The sequence below is a fragment of the Desulfovibrio litoralis DSM 11393 genome (genome assembly GCF_900143255.1).
GTDB classification, from domain to species: domain Bacteria; phylum Desulfobacterota; class Desulfovibrionia; order Desulfovibrionales; family Desulfovibrionaceae; genus Frigididesulfovibrio_A; species Frigididesulfovibrio_A litoralis.
In genome coordinates, this window is sequence record NZ_FRDI01000004.1 from 340,937 (window position 1) to 366,746 (window position 25,810).

Sequence of the window (25,810 nt, forward strand, 5' to 3'; positions counted from 1 at the left end):
TATTAACAACAGTTTAATATGAGGCAACTTTTTTAATTTGTGAGTTTTAATATGGCGGTTATTTCTTTAAAAAATAAAAAACAAAAAGCGAGTTTGGTTTTAGCCGAGCTTAAAGCTTTATATCCTGAAATAGTTAGACATTTAAAAGCAAATAATCCTTGGGAATTGCTTATTGCTACAATTTTGTCGGCACAATGTACCGACGCAAGGGTTAATCAAGTAACGCCATTTTTATTTGAACGTTGGAAAACTCCGAGTAAAATGGGTAAAGCAGATTTGACAGAACTTGAAAAAAGTATTTATTCCTTAGGGTTTTATCTAAATAAAGCGAAAAATATTCAAGAGTGTTCACGCCTTTTAGAGTCTAATTTTAATTCTCAGGTTCCTAAAACGTTAGAAGAACTGATTACCTTGCCCGGAGTAGGCAGAAAAACAGCGAGCGTTGTTTTATGGAATGCCTATGGTATAAACGCCGGAATTGCGATTGATACTCATGTTGCTCGAATCTCTTGGCGTTTGGGTTTAACGAGTTCTCAAGAACCGATTAAGGCAGAAAGAGAATTGATGTTAATTTTACCTCAAAAAGAGTGGGGCGTTTATAACCATCGAATGGTCTCTTTTGGACGAGATGTTTGCACTGCCAGAAGTCCAAAATGCTTAAAATGTAGTATGCAAAATTTTTGTGTGAAAAATGGGGTTGTGTAAAAAATTTATTGAAAGTATAATCAACGCTTGTTTTATTAAGTATTTTCACTTGAGTTTAATTTATAGTTAAGACTATTAAGAATATTAATATGTTGAGGTGATTTTATGTGTCTTGCCGTTCCCTTACAAGTAGCTTTAATTGAGTCTGAAAGTGTTGTGCGTTGCCGAGTTGGCGAAGGTGATAACTTTTTATCTGTTTCTACCCAGCTTTTGCCTGACCAGCCTGTTGTTGGTGATTATCTTATTATTCATGCCGGTTTTGCCATGCGTAAACTTGACCCTCAAGATGCCGAAGAAACGCTCAAACTTATGAGAGAAATGGTTGCCGCTAACGAAGCCGCACAGTAGCTATTGTCGTTTTTATAAAGAGCTTAGGGCGTAAACAGCCGCACCCAATAAACCCGTGTCATATTCCGTACATAAATAAACTGGAGTTTGCTTTAACATTTTGGCGTGGGCCTTACAGTCGTAAAAACTGTCGATAAATGCTTGCTGTGTTATTATGCAAGGATTTTTTACTCCAACTCCTCCTGTAAGGTATAAAGCACTCCACGCATTAGTGCTTAAAACATAATTTCTACAAGCACGCCCATAAAAGCGAGCAAATGTTTCTAATACCTTATTATCTTTGTCAAAACTCTTTACAACTTCCGAGGCTGATAATTTTTCATTGTAAAAATATTGATGTAATAAACTTAGACCCAACCCGGAAACAATATCATCACCAATTAGTATTCGCTTTTGGGTTTCTTTTTTCATAAACTCGGCGAAACGAATTTCTTCTTCGTTTTCAAACGAAAAGCTTGCGTGGCCGCCTTCAGAGGGTAGATAGTTAAAGGTGTTTTTATTTGGAACAAGTAGGCACATACCAAGCCCCGTGCCTGCTCCTATCACAGCGATGGGGTCTTTGCTTTGTTGATTTTTTTCTTCGCCCCATATCAGTTTGGGTTTGCTTATCTTTGGCGTTAAACAGGCAAAGGCTTGTGCCACAAAATCATTGATTAAAATAAGGTTTTTTATTCCGCTTGAATTTATACATTCTGTTGTATCAATATTCCACCCGTTATTTGCCATATTTGGTGCAAAGACCTTCTCGTTATGCACTAATCCCGCTATAGCAAAAACAGCCAAATCAATTGGTTTATCATTTTTATTTTGAGATAAAAAAAACTCGCCGTCTTCTGTTTTTTGTTTGGCAAGAGAAGAGAGCAGGGCGTAACAGTCTTTATAATCTTTGGTTTGCAAATAAAGTTTTTTGTTAAAATTAATATTTAGGTTTTTATAGTCGCAATTTATTATATTTTTATCAAAATCAACAGTAGCAAAACGACAATTAGTTCCACCTAAATCAGCAACTAATATTTTCATAAGTTACCCTTTTTATAGTTTTAAATTTGTTTTCACTAAGGGAAAAATACAAGCAATAAATATACAAAAAACATGATTAAATGCACACACCCTTCCAACATCGTCGTTGGTTTTCCTGAAAAAGTTCGTATGCTTAGGAGTAGTGTTAAAGCAAGAATTATCATATTTGGTCCTGATAATCCGAGCAACACAGGTTGTTTTATTAATACACCAATTAACAGTACAACGGGTACAGTAAGTCCCATCGTTGATGTGGCAGCACCTAAACACAGGTTTACAGCACGTTGTAGTTCGTTAGCAGTCGTAGCTCTCAGCGAAGCTATTCCTTCCGGAGTAAAGACTATCATAGCAATTATAATTCCCCCTAGTTCAGATGGGGCATCTAATCTTAATAAGCCTATTGCTAGGATAATACCTAGTGTTTTTGATAAGATTACAATAGGAAATATATGCAGAAGCAAGAGGAATATATGTTTAGCTATTGTTGATCGAGAAATAGTTTTTTGTTGAGGGTGTTCATTGTTTATAGTCTGTGCATTTATAATCGCAAGGTCTTTTTCCACCGGTTGGTCTTGTGGGTTTGGCATAGGTGTGAAAAATTCATTATGTCTACCTGTCTGTAATATTAAAAAAGTACCATATAAAATAATAGTAAAACTGGCGATTAATACTGCTTGTACTGTAGATAGAGAACCATCTTGTGTGGAAGATGTAAAATTAGGCAATACAAGAGCTAAAACTGAAAGAGGTAGCAGAACAACTAAATATGCACCAGCACCCTGTATGTTGTAGTTTTGCTCTTTATGACGTATTCCTCCTATCAATAACCCTAAGCCAACAACTCCATTTAATACGATCATTAATACCGCAAACATTGTATCTCGCCCAAGCGTTGGTGGTGCTGTTGATCCAAGCATAACTGCTGCGACAAGCGCGACTTCAATAATTACAATAGAAAGAGTTAAGACTAAAGTACCATACGGCTCTCCGAGCATTTCAGCTAGTTCTTCCGCTTCATGTACAACGCCAAAAGCAGCCCAAATTATTACACCTAGTATCCATAAAAATTCCAATGATAAAATTATAGGATTCGATACAAAACCCATTAACCTTGTGCCAAAAATAAGAAAAATAATAACAGTACCCCAAGCACTGAGGTGGTTTATGCGCGATTGAAACATAATTACTCCGTTGAGCTATATTGCTTTATTGATATATTAATATTTAGCCAATGTAAATGTAATCACGAATTATATCATGAATATAAACTATTATATCGTTATAAAAAAATATTATAACAATAATGTTGTTAAAAGGTAATATGTATATTGAGTTTTATTGCACAAGTTTTAGATGTATTTATGCCATTTTTTATAAAATACACTATAAAACAAAAAAACATTGTATTTATATAAATATGTTAATAGGTATATATTTTTTGCAAGCTTTGTTTGATAATCTACATATTGTCTTAAGTAAAAATATTTTATAATAAAAATTAACATATTATAGTTTATTTACAATAGTGAAAAAAAGAACTTTAATCAGTGCATTGACACATTAATGAGTTAGGTATAACTTTTCCTCAGAGTAATTCAATCTAGATTGACAAATAAATGTTCCAAATTTGGTTACATGCAACTAAGTAGCTTTAATGTTCAATAGAACTATTAATGCGACAATGTTGTTATAAGTTTACATTTTTCTATTTTTTAGTTGTAATCTTTAACCTTTGCGAGGTGGCATTATGTCAACACTTGGTCAACTTAACTACTTTTTTATTCCTTCTGTTACTCTTATCGGAGTCGGTGCCAGTAGTCATATTCCAGAAAGATTAACTATGGTTGGTGCAAAAAAACCATTAATTGTAACCGATAAGGGTATTGTTAATGCCGGTATTTTGAAGATGGTTACCGATGTTCTTGATGCTAAGAAAATGTCTTATGCAGTTTTTGATGAAACCATTCCAAACCCGACTGATAAGAATGTTCATGACGGCGTTGAGTTTTATAAAAAAAATAAGTGTGATAGTCTTATCACCCTTGGTGGTGGTTCTTCCCATGACTGCGGAAAGGGCGTTGGCTTAGTTGTTTCAAATGGTGGTACAATTCATGATTTTGAAGGTGTAGACGTTTCTAAGAAACCTATGCCTCCTTATATTGCTATTAATACCACTGCCGGAACAGCTTCTGAAATTACTCGTTTTTGTATTATTACTGACACTAAACGTAAAGTAAAAATGGCGATTGTTGATTGGCGTGTAACTGCTAATGTTGCCATAAACGACCCTGTATTAATGGTTGGTATGCCTCCTTCACTCACAGCGGCAACCGGAATGGACGCATTAACTCACGCTGTTGAGGCTTATGTTTCTACTGCGGCTAATCCTTTGACTGATGCTGCGGCTGAAAAAGCTATAACAATTATTGCTAATAGCTTGCGTAAGGCGGTTGCAAACGGCAAGGATATGCAGGCTCGTGAAGATATGTGTTTTGCACAATATCTTGCAGGTATGGCATTTAACAACGCCAGTCTTGGCCATGTTCACGCTATGGCTCACCAACTTGGTGGTTTTTATGACCTTCCACACGGTGAATGTAACGCTATATTATTGCCTTATGTGTCTGAATATAACCTTATGGCACACCTTGAGCGTTATGGCCGTATAGCTGAGCTACTTGGAACTTGCACTTGTGGTTTGAACAAGCGTGATGCTGCTATGAAGGCTATTGAAGCTATTCGCACTTTATCAACAGACGTTGGTATTCCTGCCAGCATTTCAGATCTTGCTAAACGCTATAAAAAGACTGTTAATGAAAAAGATATTGATATTATGGTTGGTAATGCACAAAAAGACGCTTGTGGTTTAACTAACCCTCGTACAATGACAGATCTAGCCGTAAAAAATATCTACAAAGCTGCTTGGTAAACTAAGGGTTTTGTAAAACAGTTTGAATGCTACAATTAATTAAATAAAAAAAGAATATCCATCGATAGTGTTCGGTGGATATTCTTTTTTTTATAGATTTTAGTACCAGTTATAAATAAAGACTTTTGGTTAAGCTTATATATTAAACGAGTAACTATGTTTTAACATCATGATATAAATACTATTTTTTAAATGAATCAAAGGCTTCCAGCGCACGAGATGAAAATACAAGGGCTGCTCCTGCGTTTAAGCCAATGGCTACTCCTAGAGCTTCTACAAGCTCTTCTCTTGTCGCACCTGCTTCTACGGCGGCGTTAGCATGAATAGCTATACAAGTATCACATCTGGTTGTGCTCGCAACCGCTAGGGCTATAAGTTCACGTGTTTTTGGATCAAGAGCTCCATGCGTTGCTCCTGATTCTTCGAGGGTTTTTATACCATCAATGATTTTTTTATTCCCTTTTGCGAGTTGTGTGATTGCGTGTGTTGCGTTTTTTATTAGGTCTTTCCAGTCAATAAGCATAGTCTTCTCCTGTCGGTTAGAGTGTTTTAGCTTTAAAATAAAACTATTTAACTATTTAATAAGCTTAGATATAATTTGAAATATGTATAAGCTTTTTTTACTGGATTGATTTTTAATATATATATTAAGTTTAACAAGTTTCTTAACAATAGTAAAATAAATACTTTAAAATGCTCCATAATGGTTGAGGTTTTAAATAAAAACTTCTTAAAGAAACTGAGTGGCAAGCAAGTTTGTAACATATTTATTTTTAAAGTAATATGATAAATATAGAGATTACAACATTAGTGTGTTTAGATAATTTATTGATTTTATTAGCGTTAGAATGATATTGTTGTATTGTTTCGTTACTTTGATATGAGTTAGATTGACAACTCTGGTTTTTTTGAATAGCCTCAGATTATATTTTTCTGTTAACAATTTAGAAAGATAAATATTTGGAGAATGTATAATGAGATATTTACTACTTGTAGTTTTTTCTATTATGTGTCTTACTTCTGCATGTAGCTGGGTTGGTAAAAACACCGGCAAAGCAGTAGCAAAGGTTGAACGCAAGGTTGATTCATTAGAACAAGGCTATAAAGATGGCTATCAACAGGAGCAAAAGAAATAAAAAGTTTTGTGTTGAACTTATCTATATGAAACCCGAAGCTCAAACATGGTTTGTAAACAACCAAGCCTCTTTGAAAGAAAAATATGCTACTGCATTGCAAAAAAGAAATGAGAAGGGTGCTTCTGTATTACCTGCAAGTTATGGGGTAACAAAATAACTTGATTGCCCCCTTTCTTATTGTTATGTAAATTTTTTTGATATTTTTGTTTTTATCGATTAAGGATTGTTATATGTCATATCGTGTTGTGATTACAGGCATTGGGGCTGTTTCTACTCTTGGTCATAACTGCGACGAGATAACGCAAGCTTTGTTTAACGGACACTCAGGCATAGGCATAGACCTTGATCGAAAGAGCCTTGGTTTTTTGTCTCCTCTTACGGGAATTATTAAACCTTTTACTCCAAAATATAATTTACAACGTAAACAAAAAAAAACAATGCCTGATTTTGCTCAATGGGCTTATGAAGCAGTAATGCAGGCATTAGAGATGAGCGAGATTGCTCTTGAGGATTTAGAAAACCCTCAAAGCGGTATTATTTTTGGTTCTGATTCAAGTGCCTTGGCGGCAATTGTGCAAACAGACAAACTATTGCACTCAAAAAATACTACCAGCATAGGCAGCGGACTTGTTTTTCAAAGTATGACTTCATGTATAAGTATGAACCTAAATACTCTTTTACGCACTCAAGGTGCTTGTTGGACTATTAGTGCCGCATGTTCAAGTAGTGGGCATGCAGTAGGGCAAGCAGCCGATCTGATTGCTTTAGGTAAACAAGAAAGAGTAATTTGCGGTGGAGCTCAAGAAATCAATTGGCAATCTATGTGTAGTTTTGATGGGATTGGTGCGTTTTCTCAGCATGTTCAACAACCGGAAAAGGCATCTCGTCCTTTTGATTCTAAAAGAGATGGTCTTGTCCCTAGTGGAGGAGCGGCGGCAATAATACTTGAACGATATGACGCTGCTAAAAAACGTGGTGCAAAAATTTTAGGTGAAATTATAGGATATGGCTTTTCTTCCGACGGAGAAAATATAGCAACTCCAAGCTCAAGTGGACTTGGAAGAGCTATGAAAATGGCTTTATCTCAAGGTCAAAAGTCTGTTTCAGATGTGTCTTACTTGTGTGCTCACGCCACCTCAACAAGGGTTGGCGACGCCATGGAAGCGACAAATATTAAAGCTGTGTTTCGAGATACTGCCGTTCCTATATCTTCTCTTAAAGCACTGACAGGACATGAACTTTGGATGTCTGGTGCCTCGCAAGTTGTATACTCGACATTAATGGCAAAAGCGGGATTTATTGCTGCGAATGCTAACTTTATAGAAGCAGATAAAGAATATTCCGATCTGAATATTCTAAAGGAAAATTTGCCGTATCCTCCAAAAATTGTTCTCTGTAATGCAGCAGGCTTTGGCGGAACAAATTCTTCCTTATTGATAGACTTTAATTTTTAAATATTATGGCAAAACTTTGTACGATTATCGGCGGTGGTATTACCGGCATGACTGCGGCTCTTATTCTTGCGAAAAAAGGATTTGAGGTAAATCTTGTTGAAAAAGCACCGGTGCTTGGTAGTACCTTACGAGGTTTTACAAGGCAAAATATATACTTTGATACCGGTTTGCATATTACCGGTGGCATGTCTAAAAACGGTCTTTTAAAAGCATTTTTAGAATATTTGTCAATATCAGGATTGTCTTTACATCAATATGATTCTTCGGCTTACTTAAATATTCTTTGTTTAGAAACACAAAAACAAATTCCGTTACCTTCCGATATTGGTATTTTAGAAGAATCGTTATTACAATCTTTTCCAAACGAAGTTAATGCGATAAAAACTTTTATTAATGACATGCTTTTGGTTTGTAATTCATCAGTGTTTTTAAACTTCCGAAATGTATTGTCTCAGGATAGTAATATTACTCGTTTTTTTTCTTTATCGCTTGCTGATTATTTAAAAAATTTAACCCAAGATAAAACATTAATAGCGGTTCTTTCCGCACATTGTTTGTTGCATGGGGTTTCTCCTTTAGATGTGTCTTTTTCTCACCATGCTTATATTATGGGCAGTTATCTTGATGGTGCGTATAATTTTATCGGAGGTGGAAAGTCTTTTGTAAAGGCTTTTGAAAAAGAGTTGGTAAACTCCGGGGTTAAAATAATATGTAACGATGGTGCTTCGTCTGTTTTACTTGATAAAAACTCTAAGCTCAAAGCCGTGGTTTTAGAGTCGGGTCGTGAAATAATAACCGACTCACTTTTATTTACCGCACACCCGTCTTTATTGCCAACTTTGTTTCCATCAGGTACTTTTAAACAATCCTTCGTTAGTCGTATGGAAAATTTGGAAGACACGCTCTCGGCTCATATATTGTTTGGCGTTGTAAAAGCTCAAGGTGATGAAAATATTGGATTATTATCAAAAAGTTCAACTATCGTATTGCCTGAAAATGCTGTTGAAAATTTTTTTATTGATGCAACAAGACAAACTAAACTACCTTTATATATTGCCCGCTCTCAAGCTCATGAAAACAATGTTGATGGAATTTCTATTATTACAAGTGGTGCAATATCTCAATATTCTTCATGGAAAAACTCTTTGTTGCGTAAGCGTCAAGCAGATTATTATATTGCCAAACAAAAGATGTTGGAAAATATCCGTACACAAGCTATCGAGGCTTGTCCTTTTTTAAGTGGTTTAGAAATTATTGATGGTGCTACCCCTTTAACCTTAAGAGATTATATGCACACTCCAAACGGCAGTTTATACGGGGTTGCACATTCTTTACGACAATTTTCACCCGCACCGGTTACCAGATTGCCGGGAGTATGGATTGCCGGGCAGTCTGTGGTTGCTCCCGGAGTTTTGGGAGCGATGATTTCTGCTTTTTTAGTGTGCGGATATATGATGAAGACTGATAATTTACTACAGGAAGTAACTACATGTGTGTAAAACGCGTAGTAATCACCGGATCAGGCGTTGTTTCTCCTTTTGGTGTTGGAGTTAAACAACTGAATGACGGTTTGAGACAGGGGAAAAGTGCTATACGTCGTATTTCTGAGTTGGAACAGATCAAAGGTGTGAATACTGCCGTTGCCGGAATTGTTGAACACTTTGACAGTTCGGCTATATCGAGAAATTTACGCAGGGCTATGTCAAAAGCGGCTCAATTTGCATGGTTAGCGGCTCAAGAAGCTATTGTTTCCGCAGGTTTGGAACTACCTTTAAATAATAAGTCAATAGGTTTAATTACAGGTACGACAACGACAAGCGTAGAGAATATGGAACAATTTTTTTGCGATTATTTAAAGAGCCATAGCGTGGAACAAGTTACGGCTATGTTGTTTTTTCGTACTATGGGACATTCAGTCTCTGTGAACTTAGCACACGGACTTGGTATTTGTGGAAGGGTTTTATCTCTTTCGGCGGCTTGTTCAACGGGGTTGCAGGCTATCGGAACAGGCTATGAAATGATTAAAAACGGTGAACAGAAAATTATGTTGTGTGGAGGTGCGGAAGAGTATCACCCTTTAACCTCTGCAACTTTTAGTATTATGAATGCTGCCTCTGAAAAATACAATACAAGTCCTGAAAAAACTCCTCGCCCTTTTGACCTTAATCGTGATGGAATTGTTTGTGCTGAAGGTGCCGGAATAGTTATATTGGAAGATTTAGAGTCGGCACAAAAACGCAACGCACCGATTTTGGCGGAAATAGTCGGTTTTGCTACGAATACAGATTCAGAAAATCTTGCGTCTTCTTCGCCTGAATCTATAATTGACTGTATGCGATCAGCTCTGGAAAATGCGAGACTTTCCGTAAAAGATATAAGTTATCTAAATGCACATGCAACAGGAACTCTTCAAGGTGATTCCGCTGAATTTGAAGCTATTAACCATCTTTTTTATGATACAGACCTTTTTGTCTCTAGTTTAAAAGGACATCTTGGACACACAATGGCCGCTAGTGGGGCAATAGAAATTTCTGCCTGTCTTGATATGTTGGAACGCCAGTGTCTTATTGCAACAAAAAATCTTGATCACCCTGAAAAGTCTTGCCAAACAACTAAGGTCAGATTATTACAACAAAACACCCCGCAAAAAGTTTCTTATATTATGAAAAACAGTTTTGCGTTAGGTGGTATTAATTGTTGTTTAATAATAAAGGAGTATCATGACTGATAATGATATTATAACACGGGCAAATACTGCATTGGCGGAAGAGTTTGAACTTGAGGTATCAAGTTTTGTTCCTGAAGCTCTTTTCAAAGAAGACTTGAATCTAGATAGCCTTGATGCCGTAGATATGGTTATTGCTTTGGAAAAAGAGTTTGGAGTCAAAATAGGAAAAGATCCACAACTTTCTTCTATCAGAACAGTCAATGATTTACATCAATACTTGCTTAAGAAAAAAGCTGAGTTGAGTTAAATTGTGCATCAATGAAAATATTATATAGTCTGCATTGTATAGTATTAACAGCGGTCTTGCATATCGGCTTATTGTTGCTTATTGCCCTTGCTCTAGTTTGGGGGCCTTTTGCTTATTGTTATTTTCGCTTTGCTTGTTCTTTTTCTGTCTCTAAATCTATACAACATATTATTTGGTGGCATGGAAAAACTTGGGCTTGGTTAGTACAACTATTTATTCCTGTTACCGTGATTAATAAAAATACGGATATGCCTGATTGTTGTATTGTCGCTCTAAATCACCAATCATTTTATGACCCATATTGCATAGCTTTTACCCCTATTCGCTCTCTAGTTTTTATTGTTGGAAATTGGCCGTTTAGTATTCCGATATACAATGTTTTTATGATTAAAGCAGGATATTTAAACAGCAGCAAGCTTTCTTCGGAAAATTTATTAAGTAGAGCAAAAAATTTGTTGGACGAAGGTACCAGCGTGGTTTGTTTCCCGGAAGGTACACGTAGCAAAGACGGAAAACTTGGGCGTTTTCACGGTGGCATTTTTCATTTGTCCGTTGCAACAATGAAGCCTATTGTTCCGATTTGTATAGATGGAACAGGGCGTTTGTTAAGAAAGGGGGCTTTTCTTTTACGTCCGACAAATATAACAATTACTATTTTGCCATCTGTTGACGCCACTGCTTTTTTACAGTATAATGAAAAAGCATACTATATGTTGCGTAAACATGTTAAGCTGTTAATAGAAAATGAATTACAAGCCAACCAAACAGAGAGGAATAAAAAATGAATCTTTCCAAATCTACTTTTACTTTATTAAGCGTTTTGATTTTATTGACTATAATGCTCACAACCGGTTGTCGCAGAAATGCACCCGTTATGAACTTTACTGACTCTAGTGTTGCGACACTTTCTGATAATAAGTCTTTGGAAAAGGTTGGAAAGGCTATAGTTGCCGGTGCTAGTGGTCTTGGTTGGCAAACCTCAAAAACAACTCCGGGTGTTATTACCGCCACTTTATATATTCGTAACCATGTCGCAGTTGTTGAAATTCCTTATACCGCACATTCTTTCTCTATTGTTTATAAATCTAGCACGAACTTGCAATATAAAGATGGAACAATTCACCCACAATACAACAATTGGGTGCGTAATTTGCATAATGCAATTATGTCTGAAATGGCAAGAATATAAAGTAATTATTGCACTATTTTAGTAGTGTTTTTTGATACTAACAACAATGATAACTTTACCCGTTCAAGCTGTGCAAGTTTTACCGCATCGTAATTCTATGTGCTGTATAGATACTCTTGTTGCTTGTGATGAGAATAGTGCTACTGCTTTGGTTTGTCTTAATGATGATTTTATTTTTATAGAAGGAAAACATCTTAACCCGGCGGCTTATATTGAGTTAGCGGCTCAAACTGCCGGTGCGATGATGGGTTTTTTGGCACAGGCTCAAGGGCGTTCACCTTTAGAAGGCTTTTTGGTGGGAGTGCAAAATTTTACTATTCATCATATTGCTTCCGTTAATGATATTCTCACGATAAAGGTTTTAATTAATTCTGTTTTTGAACAGATAACAGTATTAGAATTTCAAATATACAAAGATAATATCTTGTGTGCTGAAGGTAATATTAAAGTATATTTGCCTAATACATCTCAGTAGGCTATGCTGATGCGTTCTTTTTTAATTTTATTATGTCTGTTGTTTTTTTCACCATTTTCTTGTTATGCTGGTTCTCCGCTTGAACAAGCTGAGTTGACAAAGCTTTTAAAAGCACATTCGCCACAAGTACAATCATTTTCTTGTGATTTTACTCAAACTACTTCTGTTCCCTTGCTTGAAAATGCAATTGTTTCAAAAGGGCATTTGTTTTTCTTGGCTCCAAATTCCATAAAATGGGAGTATACCTTTCCTTTTAAAGAAGGTTTTGTTTTACACAATGGTATTATAAACAGATGGACTGAAGACAAACCAACGCCACAAAGTTCTGTTGCTTCTAAAGATGTTTTAGGGAGTTTTCTCGGAGAACAGTTTATTATGTGGGTGCAATTTGATGTATCTCGAATTTTGGCAGATTATTCCGTAATTCTGATAAGCGAAAAACCCTTAACACTTGAACTTGTTCCGACAAATCCACAAATAGGAGAAGTTGTTAAATCGCTAACAATTTCTTTTGTCTTAAACGGTCTTGCCTCTAATGTTTTACTAAAAGAAAAAAACGGAGGAGAAACACGTTTGGAATTTTTTAACCACGAGCTAAACAATTCTCTTGTGAACAAGGTTTTTCAGTAGTGTTTAGACTTCTGGTCGGTGAAATATATCAACGCTGCATACCTTTTCGCAGGCTTCTTTTGAGTTTTTCAGGAATCGTTTTTATACTATCTTGTTTTGTCTCATCATTTTTGTTGGTAAAAGAAGATATTCTGGTGCTTCTACCTAATTCTCCGCCTGAACTTGCCAAACAGTTTTCTTTGTTAAGATCAGCACCATTTATGCGATATACGGTTATTACGGTCAGTAACGGTGATAATGACCCTGTTCCAATAATGAAAGAACTTGAAGAAAAACTTGATAGTTCAGGCATCATTGTCTTAAAAAATAATACCCAGTCTATTAGCAACAAAACAATTATTTCTGCTCTTCGGTATATACCGTCATTATTACCGGAAAGAGTGTATCCGGACGAAATATCTCAATTGATTTTTGAAAAATCAGACCTTACTTTTAAAAATTATATAAACGGACTACGTTCTTTAAAAGGTGTGTTTTTTCAATCTGTAATGAGCCATGATCCTTTTGCTTTTTATACTCTGTTGAAAGATAGTTTGGAAAGCTTGCGACCTGTGCCTAATACTCAATTGAAAGACGGTTATATTTTGTCTGATGACGGAAAATATGGTATGTTGATAGTTACGGCAAACACTCATATGAATGATTCGTCAGCGGCGAATGTATTTATGACTACTATAAATAATATTGTTACAACGCTTCCCCAAAACGTATCTGTTATTGTTAGCGGAGCTCACAGGCATACATATGAAAACGCAAATATTATTCAACAAGATTTAAAAAAAATAATTCCTTTATCTTTGGTTTTGATAGTGGGGCTATTTATCGTTTTTTTGCGTTCCTGGAATTTTTTGTTGTTACTGTGTATTCCGATTATGTCTTTAGCTGTGGCGAGTGCTTTTACCGGATTGTTTTTTAGTTCAATATCGGGAATAGTAATTGGGTTTGGTGGTGTTGTTTTGGGTATTACGACTGACTATGCCGTGCATATTTATTATGCTTTGCAGGGGGATCAGAGTCAACGCATAAATAACCTGAATATTCAGGGAAAAACTCTTACTCTGGCGGCGTTAACAACGGTAATATCTTTTTCGGTATTAAGTTTTTCCAATATTCCTGTTCTTTATCAACTGGCTGTTTTTGCTGCTTTCGGGTTAATCTTTGCGTTATTGTTTGCTTTATTTGTTTTTCCTCATATTGTTCCTGTCTGTTCCAAAGATGATAAACAGGTTTATTCAAAAATAATATGTCAATATAACAAACCAACTCTTATCTTGGTTTGGCTTGTTTTGTTTAGCGTAGGTTTGTTTTTGTGGAAAGATATTAAAATAGACGGAGATATTCGTTCGCTTGGTTACCAAAGCGAAGCTTTGTTGCGTGATGAACAAAAAACAAAAATGATTTGGGGTAATATAAAAGATAGTATTTTATTGTGTGTTTCCGAAGCTACATTAGAAAAAGCGTTAGAGAAAAATGATAGTGTTTATAAGTTGCTTTCAACCAACGATACATCTATGCACGTCATTGGTCTTGCTTCTATTTTACCTTCACAAAAGACACAACTTAAACGCCATCAACTTTGGAAAGAGTTTTGGGAACAAAAGAAAGAACCTGCTTCTAAAAAGCTCATATTACTCGGAGAAAAATATGGTTTTGTGAAAAGTGCCTTTCAGCCTTTTTTAGATTTTCTTGATTCCAAACCGCCATTATTAACTTTGGATACATTACATGAGCTTGGCGTAGACAGGTTAACAACAATGTTTATCAACTCAGAAAATAATGTTTTTAGAGTATATACCTTAGTCGAAAATATATTAGAGTTACCTGAAAATCTTAAAACGGAATTAAAAAAAGAAAATGTGGAATTTGTGTCTGCGTTAGAATTTCGCAAGCTTTTGGGCGAAGAGTCAAAGAAAGAAATAGTTAAACTTAGCATATGGACATTTTCGTTGTTGAGCTTGTTGGTTCTTTTTTTGTTGCGTTCTTTGACAAAAACTGCCGTTGCGTTACTACCGCCAATGTTGAGTGTGCTTGGAATCTTGTTATATACAAATATTAGTTCTGTTCCCCTTAATTTGTTTAATGTTGTGGCATTCCCTTTGGTTATGGGGCTTAGTGTTGATTATGGAATTTTTATGGTATATAGAACCACAGAACAAAACAATACGAAGAAAGCAGTCGCCTTGTCAGCACTTACAACAATTGCTACTTTTGGTTGTTTAGCCTTTGCCAGACACCCAACCTTGCATTCATTGGGAATCACGGTGTTTTGTGGTATGAGTATTTCTCTTTTAACTGCACTTTTTCTAATACCCGCTTTAGAAAAAAAGGTGAAATAACTTTATGTTTTTTAATAAAAAATGTAATTTTCTTTTGTGGTGTTGCTTGTTTTGCCAACTTGCTTTAAGTGTTTTTTTAAGCGGTTGTGCTGTAAACAATGACTTAAATACACCGAATACACCCAAAGAAGCTCCGCTTATTGTTAACGGAAAAATTTTTCGTCAAAAAATAAAGGTAAATATTGCTAACAATAAAGAAGAGTTAGCTTTTGATGGTATCTTATATCTTGATTCTGATAACAAACTCGCCCGAGTGATTGGACTTGCGTCTATGACAACTTTGTTTGATATTGTTGTAACCCAAGACTCTTTTTATGTTCGCTCCATGCACCCCGGAATGAAGCGTATTAAGGGTTTGGAAAGATATGTGGCGGAATGTGTTCAGGGGCTTTGGCTTTTATCCGATAATAAAGAAAGCGTTGTTGAAGAAAGACAGATTTACACAGATTTCAATAAAAAATTTACAGTATCAATAACAAGCAAGATTGAAAAACAGGTGCAACAGTGAGTATATCAGGGTATATAAAACATAGTCAGTTGGGTGATATTAAAATAACAGACGAAAATAACAACGTAGGAAACTTTTGTTTTCAAGAAGATAGTCCATATTTTGACGGACATTTTCCTGATAACCCTGTGTTGCCGGGCGTTGTTCAAGTGATGTTGGCGGTTTATGTTGCGTCAGTTGATACAAATTTAAAATTAACCAATATTAAACGTTGTAAATTTATGCGTATGATTCGCCCTAAAGAAGAAATAAAGGTTGTGGTTTTTAAAGAGAAAAAAGGCGAACAAAGACTTGCCAAAGCTACCTTGATGATAAAACAAGAAATTTGTGCCACGATAACCTTTGTTCTTGGTTTGAGTTAAAATATGCTAAAAAGATTTCCTTATTTTAAACCTGATTCACCTGATAGTCCACCGCCTTTGTGCTGTAGTGTAAGCCGAAAAGTCAGATTTGAAGAGATTGATCCGCTCAATATTATGTGGCATGGAAGGTATCCGAGTTATCTGGAAGATGCAAGAATAGCTCTTGGAAACAGATATAAAATTGGATATATGGATTTTTATCGCTATAAAATTATTCTTCCGATTAAACAAATGCACATTGACTATCTTGCACCGCTTACCTTTGGTGAAGAGGTTAATATAACCGCCAGATTACATTATAGCGAAGCTGCGAAATTAAATTTTTCTTATGAAATACATGATAGCAATAACTTGCTCTTAACAACAGCATACACGGTACAGCTTCTTTTACAGGCAGAAAATAACGAGCTTTGTTTGGCCTTACCTGATTTTTTTGTGCAGTTTTGTGAAAATTGGAAAAAAGGTCTGTAATGAACATATTACTTATTTCCGTTAATACGGAAGAAGCCCCTTATCCTGTATATCCTTTGGGAATGAGTACTGTGGCTTCTGCTCTCGAGAAAGGTGGTCATAGCGTTTCTCAGGCAGATATGTTGTATGCCAAACAGAATAAATCAGAATATTTAGATAAGAAAATAAAAGAATGTAGCCCTGATGTAATAGGTATCTCTTTAAGAAATATTGATAATGTTGATTATTTTACATCTGAACAACATTGGCAATTAGATTCGTTACGTCTTTTAATTGAAAAAATACGTTTACAGACAACAGCAGCAATAATTTTGGGGGGTGGCGGTTTTTCGATTATGCCCGAAAAGATATTAGAATATTGTAACGCTGATTATGGAATTGTGGGTGAGGGTGAGTTAAGTTTTTGTATTTTATTGGAACAGCTTGAAAAAAACGAAAAGATTTCCAAAATCTTTAAAAGCGATATGCGTTGTAAGGGGGTAGAAATGAATTCTCCCTTATATGACGATTTGTTGTTAGATTTTTATGCACAAGAAAGCGGAGTTTTAAATATTCAAACTAAAAGAGGCTGTCCAAACAACTGTTTATATTGTACTTATCCAATGCTTGAAGGTAGAGTGGTTCGCCCGAGAGAAATAGAGGCAGTTATTGAGGATATTAAGTATATAATACATAGACATAAAGGCTGTGAAATCTTTTTTACCGATGCTGTGTTTAATGATCATAACGGACATTGGTTGACGCTTGTAGAGGCAATGGCAAAAGCTGGTCTTGTTATTCCTTGGACAGCGTTTTTTGAACCAACAGGGCTATCTAAGAGTGAACTTAGTTTGTGTATGCGTACCGGCTTAAAGGCTGTTGAATTTGGAACAGATGCAACAAGCGACGCAACATTAAAGGGTATGAAAAAACGTTTTAATTTTGAAAGTGTTTTAAGCTCTACGAACTTGTGTAATTCGCTAGATTTACCTTCTGCCCATTTTGTTATTTTTGGAGGCCCAAAAGAAACGGAAGCTACTTTAAAAGAAGGTTTAAATAACCTTGATTTACTTACAAACAGTTTAGTCTTTGCTTTTTTAGGTATTCGTATTTATGAAGAAAGTCCTTTGATGCGTTATGCTGTTAACGAAGGTACGATAGAACCTCAAACAAACTGCTTACAACCTCGCTATTATTTTTCACCTCATATAAATGAAGCTGACGCCACTATCATTATAAAAAACCATTTTAGACGCAATAAACTAAGGATATTTCCTCCGGAAAAAGGTCAGGAAAAAATCCATGCTTTACGCAATCTTGGTTATCGTGGTGTATTATGGGATCAGCTTGTTATGCGTAAAAAATGATTTAACTCTTTTGCTTGCAATAACTTCTTCTTGCGTTGACAAAACAATAGGCTTTAGTTAGCATTCTTAAGAGTATTATGCTTTGGTCTCTATAAACAAGGCTAAAAACTATAACATAACTTCACACCCTTAGGAGTGTAGGATGCAAAATGCCTTTGCATAATCAATCTTGTTCCGCTAGTTCTGTCTTAATTGTTATTCCTGTTTATAATCATTCCCAAACCTTACGCAGTGTTGCTGAACGTGTTCTTTGCGAACATCATAATTTGTTGGTCGTTGATGATGGTAGCACCGATTTACCTCCTTTAATTAATAATCAATTTTCAAAAGAACACCCTTTATATGGGCTTAATCTTAATTTTATAAGGCATGACTCAAATAAGGGTAAAGGTGCGGCGATATTGACGGCGGTTAAATACGCAAAAACAATCGGAGCGAGCCATATTATTACTATTGATGCTGATGCACAACATGACCCCTCAGATATCCCTTTGTTTTTAGAAGCAATTAATAAACAACCTCAAACAATTTTTATAGGTGCAAGAAATTTTAACGTTCAAAACATTCCTTTTTCTTCTCGTTTTGGCAGAGCTTTTTCAAACTTTTGGTTTAAAGTACAAACATCTCATAAAACTCAAGACAGCCAATCAGGGTTTAGAGCTTATCCCTTGATAATATTTGACTATATTTCTTTTATGGAAACAAGATACAGCTTTGAAACAGAAGTTCTTGTTAAAAGTGTATGGGCGGGTTTTTCGGTTGCTGATATTCCGATTTCAGTATATTACCCGTCAAAAACAGAGCGTATTTCTCACTTTAAAGCCTTTCAAGATAATCTTAGAATTTCTTTGTTGAACACATATTTGACTTTTCGCTCCATTTTACCTTGGCCTCATAAACAGTATGCAGTGAAAGAAAATGGTGTGGTTACTTTGTTGCGTCCTATGCAATCTTTAAAGCTATTGTTACAAAGAGATGAAACACCATTAAAGTTGGCGTATTCCGCTGCTGTTGGAATGGGTATCGGTACACTGGCGATCTTTGGGTTACATAGTATTCTTATTATTTTGATTACCGGTGGGTTGCGTTTAAGCAAAATTATGGGTCTTAGTATAAGTCAATTGTGTATGCCACCTATAGTTCCGTTATTATGTATTGAACTTGGATATTTTTTAAGATACGGGGCGTTTTTAACCAATGTTTCTTGGGCTGAATTAGAAGTTAATCTTTTAGACAGAGTGTATGAATGGATTCTTGGTTCTTTAGTGTTGGCACCCGTGTTAGCAGTCATTATGGGCTTAGTTGTGTGGATTATCTCAAAACATATACAAAACAATTTAATAGAAAAAGCAAAAGAACCCACTATAGAAAATAATGATTGTGTTCAATCGGAAATTAAACCCTATGAGTAAGCGGTGGTCTAGCAAAAGCCTTGGTAGCCGTTTTCAACACGCTGTCTTTTATTATTCGATAGCTTGGGGCGGGTGGTTTTTGGCTTATTGTCTTTTGTATTGCGTTGTGTTTTGGTATAGTTTATTTCCGAATATTCAACGTCGCAGTTATCCGTATTTAAAAAGACGTTTTCCTAATGTTGGTTCTTTTACCTTGTGGACACACACATTACGACTTTATTTGACCTTTGGAAAAATTCTTGTAGACAGGGCAAGGGCAGGCATTTTAAAATATTGTGAGGTTAAAGGAACAAAAAATGATGAAGAAAAACTTAAAGCAATAATAGCGGAAGGTAATGGGGTTATTTTGCTTTCGGCACATATAGGCTGTTGGCAACTGGCTTTAACCTCTTTGTCTTTATTGAGTAAAACTCCGGCTCATATTGTTATGTATCAAGATAACGAAGATAATGACAAACATTATCACGAACACTCCGGCACGACTTCGCCTTTTTCTGTAATTAACCCTCAAGATGGAATAACCGGATCTTTGGAGATGTTTACTGCACTAAACAAAGGACATATAGTCGGTTTTTTAGGTGATCGCCTGTTTGGTAGTATAAAACATACAATAAAAGCAAAGCTGTTGAACGGAGATATTTTGATTCCCAAAACACCATTTATGTTGGCGGCAACAACCGGAGCCCCTATTGTTGTATGGTTTGCTCATCGCACGGGTATAGGACAAGGAGAAATTCATATATCAAAAGTATTACGCATACCCAAAGGAGCAGGGCGTAATTTACAAGAGAAATTTGCTCAAGATTATGTTGCCTTATTAGAGGTTGAGATTCAAAAATATCCATATCAATTTTTTAATTTTTTTAATATTTGGGAGCTACCTTAATGTATAATATCGATGAAATAAAAGTTAAATTAAAAAAAGCGATTATAGACGAGTTACAGCTAGATGATATTTCTTTTGAGGATATTAATGATGCAGAGCCGATTTTTGGCGAGGGTATAGGGCTTGACTCTTTAGATGCGGTAGAGCTTGTTGTTTTGGTTCAGCGTCATTTTAACATAGTCATGAAAGATGTTGATGAAGCCAAAAAAGCCTTTGTCTCTATTAATTCTTTAGCCGAATATATTGTACACAAACAACAAGCATGAGTAAGAATATAGTTAGCGTGGCGGCTATGTCGTGTATTACTGCTGCCGGAACAAATTTGGCAGACACTTTGATAGGTATTGATAATAATACAACAATACCTATTGTACCTACTTGGTATGAAACGTCAGAAAGCCCGGTGTTTCAGGCAAACATTTCTTTTGATCCGAGCATTTTATATTCGCGTACAGTTTTGTTGTTGGAACATTCCGTTAATCAGGCTTTTTTAGAAGTTAGCTCGTTGTTTGAACAATTAAAAGACTTTTCAGTTGGAGTATGTATAGGCACTTCAGTCGGAGCGTCTCTTAATTTTTATAAGAGCTATAGAGCATTAAAAGAAAATAAAGCCCCTTTGTTAGATGAGGTGTTTTCATTTTCTATATCCAATCCGGCTTTGGCATTAGGGCATATCTTTAATTGCACAGGACCAACAACGACAATTACCAACGCCTGTTCTTCCGGGACTGATGCGATAGGTGTTGGAGCAGATTGGATAATAAATGGACTATGTGATGTTGTTATTGCCGGTGGAGCTGATGAATTATCAGAAATAAGTTATACGGGTTTTTCTCGCTTAATGATTACCTCCCCTGAACCCTGTAAGCCTTTTGATAAAGAGCGAAAAGGGCTAAACCTTGGAGAAGGTGCGGGAATTATGATACTTGTTTCGGAAAAAGTAATAAAACAACTTAAATTGATACCAAAAGGGTATATTCTCGGATATGGAACTTGTACTGATGCACATCACTTAACAACGCCTCACCCGGAAACTATTGGTTTAAAACAATCTGTTAATATGGCATTGAAAAGTGCAAATATCTCATCGGAAAAAATTTCTTTTATAAATGCACACGCAACCGCAACCCCTACCAATGATTTAATAGAAGGAAGATGTTTAAAAGAACTTTTTCCAAATGTTCCTATAGTAGCAACAAAAGGCAGCACCGGACATACATTAGGAGCCGCCGGAGCAATAGAAGCCGTATTAACTTTAGCACATCTAAATAGAAAACAATTACCTAAAACTCCAAATTTTTTTGTCAAAGACCCTGAAATAGGAATTAGCCCTACGACAGAATCAATTTTTATCACAGGCAATATAGGATTATCACAGTCTTTGGCTTTTGGTGGCAATAATTCCGTATTAATTATCTCAGGTGAGTAATCACTAAAAAAGAATGATTATGAATGAACAACTGGTTATTGAAAGCATAGGTGTACTTGGAAGTTTCGGACACGGAATTGACGCTTTGTTTAATGGTCTAAAGCAAGATGTTACCATCTCGGATTCTATGACGGAAGGTGCGAACTTTAATGCGAATGTTCCAGAAATACTCACTGATACTTCTATAATTCAAGAGTTTATACACCCCAAAAAATTGCGTCAGGTAGACCATTTTACACGTTTAGGCTTATTAAGTATCTTTTACGCTTTAAAGAATGTTGGTCTTTCCAGTGAAAATTTACAAGATACCGGTATAATTTTAGTTTCCGGTTATGGTCCGATAAAACGTACTTTTGACTTTTTAAACTCTATCGTTGAATTTGGTCCAAAGTTGGCATCTCCTTTGATGTTTTCTCTTTCTGTTCATAATATTCCAACAGCTACTATAGCCTTGTTGTTAGGACAAAAAACTCCGTATACTACTATTTGTCAGCCAAAGGGAGCAGTCTTGTCAGGTTTGCAAACAGCAGAGTTATGGCTTAAACAAAGGCGAGTTAAAAAAGTATTGTTGGTTGCGATAGACGAATATAACACTATTTTTCATAATTTGGCTTATCAGCTGAAGCTTAACTCTTCGTTGAACACACTAGAAAACCCAAACGCTTCGTTGCCTTATGTTTTGGGTGAATCAGCCGTGTGTTTTTATTTGTCATTGGAGCAAGAAGAGAACTCTCATAAAACGATAATTACAAATTTTAGAAAAGAAAATATTACTTCCCAAGAACACTTAAATAATTTTTTAGGTTCTGATTTTCCTGTTTGTTGGATTGGAAAAAAAACGTTTCAAATAAACAATCAACTTTTGAGTTGTAATAATACAGCATTATTACAACTACCAACAGCACAAGCCTTAAGCATAGCCTTAATGGCATCTAATATTGATGATAACGCGTTGTGTTGTGAAAAAAACATACAATGTGTGGAATATTGCTTAGACTCAACCTGTTATTCCGTTAATATAAAAAAAGGTGTTCGGCAATGAATACTTCCCACTTTTTGGCTGTTATCGGTAGCTTTATGGGAATTGTGCCTTTATTGAGTGAACAAGTAGAACAGGCCAGACAGGCAGAGCAGATAGAACAGGCCGGATCTGTGTATTTTAGTGGTGCTTATAGTCAAAAACTATCAGCATGTTTATGTGCTTTAAGTGTACAAGAAAAAGAAGACTTAGCCGTCAAATTACTTATATTTTTTGATATTAATCCTAAACTATATAAAACGCTTGTATCAAAATTGATAACCCAAAGTAATATTTTAGACTGGGCGGAGCTTATTTTTGAATGTTGGCAAAAATCAGGACAAACTTTTTGTTTTTCCAGTTCAGGCAGTACCCATCTTGCCACAAGACACAAACATTCTTTTTCTGCTCTATTGGAAGAAGCCAGGAGTATAATTAAAGAAACACCGAAGATATCTCGCGTGATCTCTGTCATGCCTGTACATCATGTCTATGGTTTTACTTTTTCTATTATCTTACCTTTGGCGTTATCTGTTCCATCTTATGCTTTTGCACCAATGCCGACAGAGGATTTTTTTAATGCTTTGTCTCCTGACGCTGCGGTTATTGCTTTTCCTTTGTTTTTAAAGAGTTTTAGCCGAATGCTTGAATTACAACCACCCAAAACACAAACGTTACCATCATTGACGATTTTTACCGCCACTGCTCCTTGCCCAAAAGAAATTATAAGTTTTTTATCTTTGAAAAATAAGTTTAAGGTGGTGGAAGTATATGGTTCTACGGAAACAAGTGTGATTGGAATACGTCTTTCACCAGCACAATATTATAATTTATTGCCTTGGTGGAACAAAATAGACAAACCGAAAAATACAATACTGCTTATAAGAAATTCTCAAGAATATCCTTTAGAAATTAATGCTCCTGATATTTTAAACTTTATTTCAGAGCGTAAATTTGAACCTTTGATGCGTCATGATAAAGCCGTACAGGTTGGGGGAGAAAATGTATATTTACAGAAAGTTGAAGCTATACTGCTTAGCCACCCTGATATAAAAGACTGTGCCGTTCGTCTTATGTTGCCAAAAGAAGGGGATAGGCTTAAGGCTTTTATTGTACCTCTCAATAACACAAAGGAATGTTTAAAGAGGCTTAGCGGGGTAACGTTTCGTGTTTGGTTACATAAAAATTTATCCTCGGCAAGTATTCCAAAGCATATCACCTATGGAGTTTCTGTTCCTCTTAGCACGACAGGTAAGCGTTGTGATTGGTCTATAACTACAAATATTAACACAAAAAATTTATTGGAGTAGCTATGAAAACACAAAAAATTGCATTGATAACCGGCGGAAGTAAGGGGATAGGCAAGGCAATTGCTCTTGAATTGGCAAAAGAACAATACACTGTTTGGTTAAATTATCTTACTGATCACAATGGGGCAAAAGAAACACAAAATATTATAGAACAAAACGGTGGTTCTTGTAAGTTATTGCCTTTTGATGTCTCAAACCTTGGAGAATGCCAACAGTCTTTATCTCATTTATTGGAAGAGGAGACCCCTTTTGCGTTAATTAATAATGCGGGATTTTCCAGAGATGGCATTTTAGCAATGATGAGCGAGGAAGATTGGACAAAAGTCATTAATGTACACCTGAATGGATTTTATAACCTAACCGCTACAGTATTGCCATTCATGTTGCGTAAACGCAGAGGGCGTATAGTTAATATCTCGTCAACATCAGGTGAAACCGGTGTTGGTGGACAAGTAAACTATTCTGCTGCAAAAGCCGGATTAATAGGAGCAACTCGTTCTTTGGCGGTAGAGGTAGCAAAGCGTAATATTCTTGTAAATGCCGTAGCACCGGGGTTTATTGATACAGAAATGACAAAAAATTTACCCAAAGAACAAATATTGCCGTCTATTCCGCTTGGTAGGTTTGGCACTCCTGAAGAAGTTGCACAAGTCGTAGCGTTTTTATGTTCAGAAAAAAATAGTTATCTTACAGGGCAAGTTCTCTCTGTAAATGGGGGTATTTATACTTAGTGCTTAAAACTGTTCGCTTTCTCACAAGTATGGACAAAAATGCGTTTTGAACAACAGCTTGATAAAATTATTGCCAGACTAGAAAATACTGAAAAATCTTAAAAAACTAATACAAGACCATTACAAAGCTAGGTTTTATAATGGTCTTATAATTATCTTATAATGTTTTGAATTAAAAGTTAAAATGAATATTCTTAAACTAAACCTTAAAACTCATACTTCATTTGCAAGCTACCGCTTACGCCTTCGCGCATTCCGGTGTAGCCTTGTAGTCCAAGGTCAACGCTAAAGTCGTGATTAACCATAGGTTTAAGGATTATACCGAGTTCGCCGACGCCTGTTCCGCCTTTGAGTTCAGGGGCTTCGATACTACGTCCATAGGCGGTTGCGTTTGCCTTACCGTCAAATTCATAATCATAGGCGGCACCGACATAAGGAGTTGCGTTTTTGTCGATTTCATAACTAAAACGCACGCCATTTCTCCAGCGGTGCGAATCAGCGTCTTCAAACTTTATTGGGTCGCCGGCGACTGTTACATCATCGCCGTTTTGGTGTGTCCAAAAATATTTAGTAGAAAAGTCTAAATCGGCTTTTTCTGAGAGTTGCCAAATATAGCCAAGCCCCGCGTGAGCACCGTAATAGACAGAACTAGAGTCATAAGAAACATTAATCGGACCGCTAAACGCTTCAAAATCGTTACTGCTAAAGTCTGTGCTGACATGACCGACTCTCAAAGAAGCCTCGGTATAAAGCCCCTCTAAAAAGCCTTCTGTTAGGCTATAGCGAGCCAAAATACCGCCACCATAATATTCTGTGTCGCCGCTACCATCAATAGAGGCTCTACCCGAAAAACTGTTGTGGCTGTCATAATTTCCGAAGCCCACTTCAAAAAACGCACCCAAGAGCAGTGAGTTTTGAGCGATTGGGGCGTTCCAACCCAGACCGGTCATAAGTGAAAAACTGTCAACATCGCTGTGGCTACCTGTGTTATAGCGAGAACTACCCGCGCTCATCGCACCAAAAGAGGATAAATTACCCGCTCCCGCCGCATTCGCACTGCTTAAAGCACTGCCCATACCTTGTCCCGCCGCTAAATCCGCCCCTTGGTTTATAAAGGCGACGCCGGAAACAATACCCTCA

At 36.2% G+C, this 25,810-nt stretch carries 29 protein-coding genes; 25 read left to right on the top strand and 4 right to left on the bottom strand.

Annotated features, from left to right (window positions below):
- Positions 1-51 precede the first annotated feature (51 nt).
- Positions 52-705 carry an endonuclease III gene (nth, locus tag BT999_RS06365; RefSeq protein ID WP_072696929.1) on the top strand — a complete coding sequence of 218 codons (654 nt, stop codon included), beginning with the start codon at positions 52-54 and terminating at the stop codon, positions 703-705.
- 105 nt (positions 706-810) lie between these two features.
- Positions 811-1,053 carry a HypC/HybG/HupF family hydrogenase formation chaperone gene (locus BT999_RS06370; RefSeq protein ID WP_072696930.1) on the top strand — a complete coding sequence of 81 codons (243 nt, stop codon included), beginning with the start codon at positions 811-813 and terminating at the stop codon, positions 1,051-1,053.
- A 12-nt stretch (positions 1,054-1,065) separates the two neighbouring features.
- Here the strand turns inward: BT999_RS06370 and BT999_RS06375 are convergent, their stop codons facing one another.
- Positions 1,066-2,073 (bottom strand): glucokinase, encoded by a 1,008-nt coding sequence (locus tag BT999_RS06375; protein WP_072696931.1) that lies wholly within the window; start codon positions 2,071-2,073, stop codon positions 1,066-1,068.
- Between the two features lie 35 nt (positions 2,074-2,108).
- A complete protein-coding gene (locus tag BT999_RS06380) occupies positions 2,109-3,254 on the bottom strand; it encodes a calcium:cation antiporter (RefSeq protein ID WP_072696932.1) in 1,146 nt (381 codons plus the stop codon).
- Positions 3,255-3,820: 566 nt separating this feature from the next.
- On the opposite strand from BT999_RS06380, the gene BT999_RS06385 reads away from it, so the two are divergent.
- Entirely contained in the window at positions 3,821-5,002 is a 1,182-nt protein-coding gene (locus tag BT999_RS06385; protein ID WP_072696933.1) for an iron-containing alcohol dehydrogenase, read from the top strand.
- Between the two features lie 181 nt (positions 5,003-5,183).
- On the opposite strand, the gene BT999_RS06390 is transcribed toward BT999_RS06385, so the two are convergent.
- The gene (locus BT999_RS06390) at positions 5,184-5,525 is read right to left on the bottom strand and encodes a carboxymuconolactone decarboxylase family protein (RefSeq protein ID WP_072696934.1); all 342 of its coding nucleotides are present in this window, start codon (positions 5,523-5,525) and stop codon (positions 5,184-5,186) included.
- A 451-nt stretch (positions 5,526-5,976) separates the two neighbouring features.
- Here BT999_RS06390 and BT999_RS12510 point away from each other — a divergent pair, with 451 nt between their 5' ends.
- The 22 genes from BT999_RS12510 (at position 5,977) to fabG (ending at position 24,670) form a co-directional block, all read left to right on the top strand.
- Entirely contained in the window at positions 5,977-6,138 is a 162-nt protein-coding gene (locus tag BT999_RS12510; RefSeq protein ID WP_178139323.1) for a hypothetical protein, read from the top strand.
- Positions 6,110-6,295 carry a hypothetical protein gene (locus BT999_RS06395; protein WP_072696935.1) on the top strand — a complete coding sequence of 62 codons (186 nt, stop codon included), beginning with the start codon at positions 6,110-6,112 and terminating at the stop codon, positions 6,293-6,295. The genes BT999_RS12510 and BT999_RS06395 overlap by 29 nt, the downstream gene beginning before the upstream one ends.
- Before the next feature lie 73 nt (positions 6,296-6,368).
- Positions 6,369-7,592 carry a beta-ketoacyl-[acyl-carrier-protein] synthase family protein gene (locus BT999_RS06400; RefSeq protein ID WP_072696936.1) on the top strand — a complete coding sequence of 408 codons (1,224 nt, stop codon included), beginning with the start codon at positions 6,369-6,371 and terminating at the stop codon, positions 7,590-7,592.
- Between the two features lie 5 nt (positions 7,593-7,597).
- Positions 7,598-9,091: a phytoene desaturase family protein gene (locus tag BT999_RS06405; RefSeq protein WP_072696937.1), complete on the top strand. Its 1,494-nt coding sequence runs from the start codon at positions 7,598-7,600 to the stop codon at positions 9,089-9,091.
- Positions 9,082-10,320 (top strand): beta-ketoacyl-[acyl-carrier-protein] synthase family protein, encoded by a 1,239-nt coding sequence (locus BT999_RS06410; protein WP_072696938.1) that lies wholly within the window; start codon positions 9,082-9,084, stop codon positions 10,318-10,320. Before BT999_RS06405 ends, BT999_RS06410 begins: the two co-directional genes overlap by 10 nt.
- Positions 10,313-10,567, top strand: a complete 255-nt coding sequence (locus tag BT999_RS06415; protein WP_084650619.1) for an acyl carrier protein — start codon at positions 10,313-10,315, stop codon at positions 10,565-10,567. The genes BT999_RS06410 and BT999_RS06415 overlap by 8 nt, the downstream gene beginning before the upstream one ends.
- An 11-nt stretch (positions 10,568-10,578) precedes the next feature.
- Positions 10,579-11,352, top strand: coding sequence for a lysophospholipid acyltransferase family protein (locus BT999_RS06420; RefSeq protein WP_072696940.1), 774 nt, complete (start codon positions 10,579-10,581; stop codon positions 11,350-11,352).
- Positions 11,349-11,756 carry a hypothetical protein gene (locus tag BT999_RS06425; RefSeq protein WP_072696941.1) on the top strand — a complete coding sequence of 136 codons (408 nt, stop codon included), beginning with the start codon at positions 11,349-11,351 and terminating at the stop codon, positions 11,754-11,756. The genes BT999_RS06420 and BT999_RS06425 overlap by 4 nt, the downstream gene beginning before the upstream one ends.
- 31 nt (positions 11,757-11,787) lie before the next feature.
- Positions 11,788-12,231 (top strand): hotdog family protein, encoded by a 444-nt coding sequence (locus tag BT999_RS06430; protein ID WP_143145502.1) that lies wholly within the window; start codon positions 11,788-11,790, stop codon positions 12,229-12,231.
- A 9-nt stretch (positions 12,232-12,240) separates the two neighbouring features.
- On the top strand, positions 12,241-12,861 hold the full coding sequence (locus tag BT999_RS06435; protein ID WP_072696943.1) for an outer membrane lipoprotein carrier protein LolA: 621 nt from the start codon (positions 12,241-12,243) through the stop codon (positions 12,859-12,861).
- A 59-nt stretch (positions 12,862-12,920) separates the two neighbouring features.
- Positions 12,921-15,197 (top strand): MMPL family transporter, encoded by a 2,277-nt coding sequence (locus tag BT999_RS06440; RefSeq protein WP_143145503.1) that lies wholly within the window; start codon positions 12,921-12,923, stop codon positions 15,195-15,197.
- Positions 15,198-15,201: 4 nt separating this feature from the next.
- Complete coding sequence (locus tag BT999_RS06445) at positions 15,202-15,705, top strand: hypothetical protein (protein WP_072696945.1); 504 nt, start codon at positions 15,202-15,204, stop codon at positions 15,703-15,705.
- On the top strand, positions 15,702-16,067 hold the full coding sequence (locus BT999_RS06450; RefSeq protein ID WP_072696946.1) for a 3-hydroxyacyl-ACP dehydratase FabZ family protein: 366 nt from the start codon (positions 15,702-15,704) through the stop codon (positions 16,065-16,067). The genes BT999_RS06445 and BT999_RS06450 overlap by 4 nt, the downstream gene beginning before the upstream one ends.
- Before the next feature lie 3 nt (positions 16,068-16,070).
- Complete coding sequence (locus BT999_RS06455) at positions 16,071-16,538, top strand: acyl-CoA thioesterase (RefSeq protein WP_072696947.1); 468 nt, start codon at positions 16,071-16,073, stop codon at positions 16,536-16,538.
- Positions 16,538-17,884: a lipid biosynthesis B12-binding/radical SAM protein gene (locus BT999_RS06460; RefSeq protein WP_072696948.1), complete on the top strand. Its 1,347-nt coding sequence runs from the start codon at positions 16,538-16,540 to the stop codon at positions 17,882-17,884. The genes BT999_RS06455 and BT999_RS06460 overlap by 1 nt, the downstream gene beginning before the upstream one ends.
- A 149-nt stretch (positions 17,885-18,033) precedes the next feature.
- Positions 18,034-19,296 (top strand): DUF2062 domain-containing protein, encoded by a 1,263-nt coding sequence (locus tag BT999_RS06465; protein WP_072696949.1) that lies wholly within the window; start codon positions 18,034-18,036, stop codon positions 19,294-19,296.
- Positions 19,289-20,182, top strand: coding sequence for a lysophospholipid acyltransferase family protein (locus BT999_RS06470; protein ID WP_178139324.1), 894 nt, complete (start codon positions 19,289-19,291; stop codon positions 20,180-20,182). The genes BT999_RS06465 and BT999_RS06470 overlap by 8 nt, the downstream gene beginning before the upstream one ends.
- The gene (locus BT999_RS06475; protein WP_072696951.1) at positions 20,182-20,448 is read left to right on the top strand and encodes a phosphopantetheine-binding protein; all 267 of its coding nucleotides are present in this window, start codon (positions 20,182-20,184) and stop codon (positions 20,446-20,448) included. The genes BT999_RS06470 and BT999_RS06475 overlap by 1 nt, the downstream gene beginning before the upstream one ends.
- Positions 20,445-21,611 carry a beta-ketoacyl-[acyl-carrier-protein] synthase family protein gene (locus BT999_RS06480; RefSeq protein WP_084650621.1) on the top strand — a complete coding sequence of 389 codons (1,167 nt, stop codon included), beginning with the start codon at positions 20,445-20,447 and terminating at the stop codon, positions 21,609-21,611. Before BT999_RS06475 ends, BT999_RS06480 begins: the two co-directional genes overlap by 4 nt.
- A gap of 19 nt (positions 21,612-21,630) precedes the next feature.
- Positions 21,631-22,653 (top strand): beta-ketoacyl synthase chain length factor, encoded by a 1,023-nt coding sequence (locus BT999_RS06485; protein WP_072696952.1) that lies wholly within the window; start codon positions 21,631-21,633, stop codon positions 22,651-22,653.
- Positions 22,650-23,939, top strand: a complete 1,290-nt coding sequence (locus BT999_RS06490) for an AMP-binding protein (RefSeq protein WP_072696953.1) — start codon at positions 22,650-22,652, stop codon at positions 23,937-23,939. The genes BT999_RS06485 and BT999_RS06490 overlap by 4 nt, the downstream gene beginning before the upstream one ends.
- Positions 23,940-23,941: 2 nt before the next feature.
- Positions 23,942-24,670: a 3-oxoacyl-ACP reductase FabG gene (gene fabG, locus BT999_RS06495; protein WP_072696954.1), complete on the top strand. Its 729-nt coding sequence runs from the start codon at positions 23,942-23,944 to the stop codon at positions 24,668-24,670.
- Between the two features lie 206 nt (positions 24,671-24,876).
- On the opposite strand, the gene BT999_RS06500 is transcribed toward fabG, so the two are convergent.
- The coding region (locus tag BT999_RS06500; protein ID WP_143145504.1) for an autotransporter outer membrane beta-barrel domain-containing protein at positions 24,877-25,810 on the bottom strand (934 nt) is incomplete at its 5' end.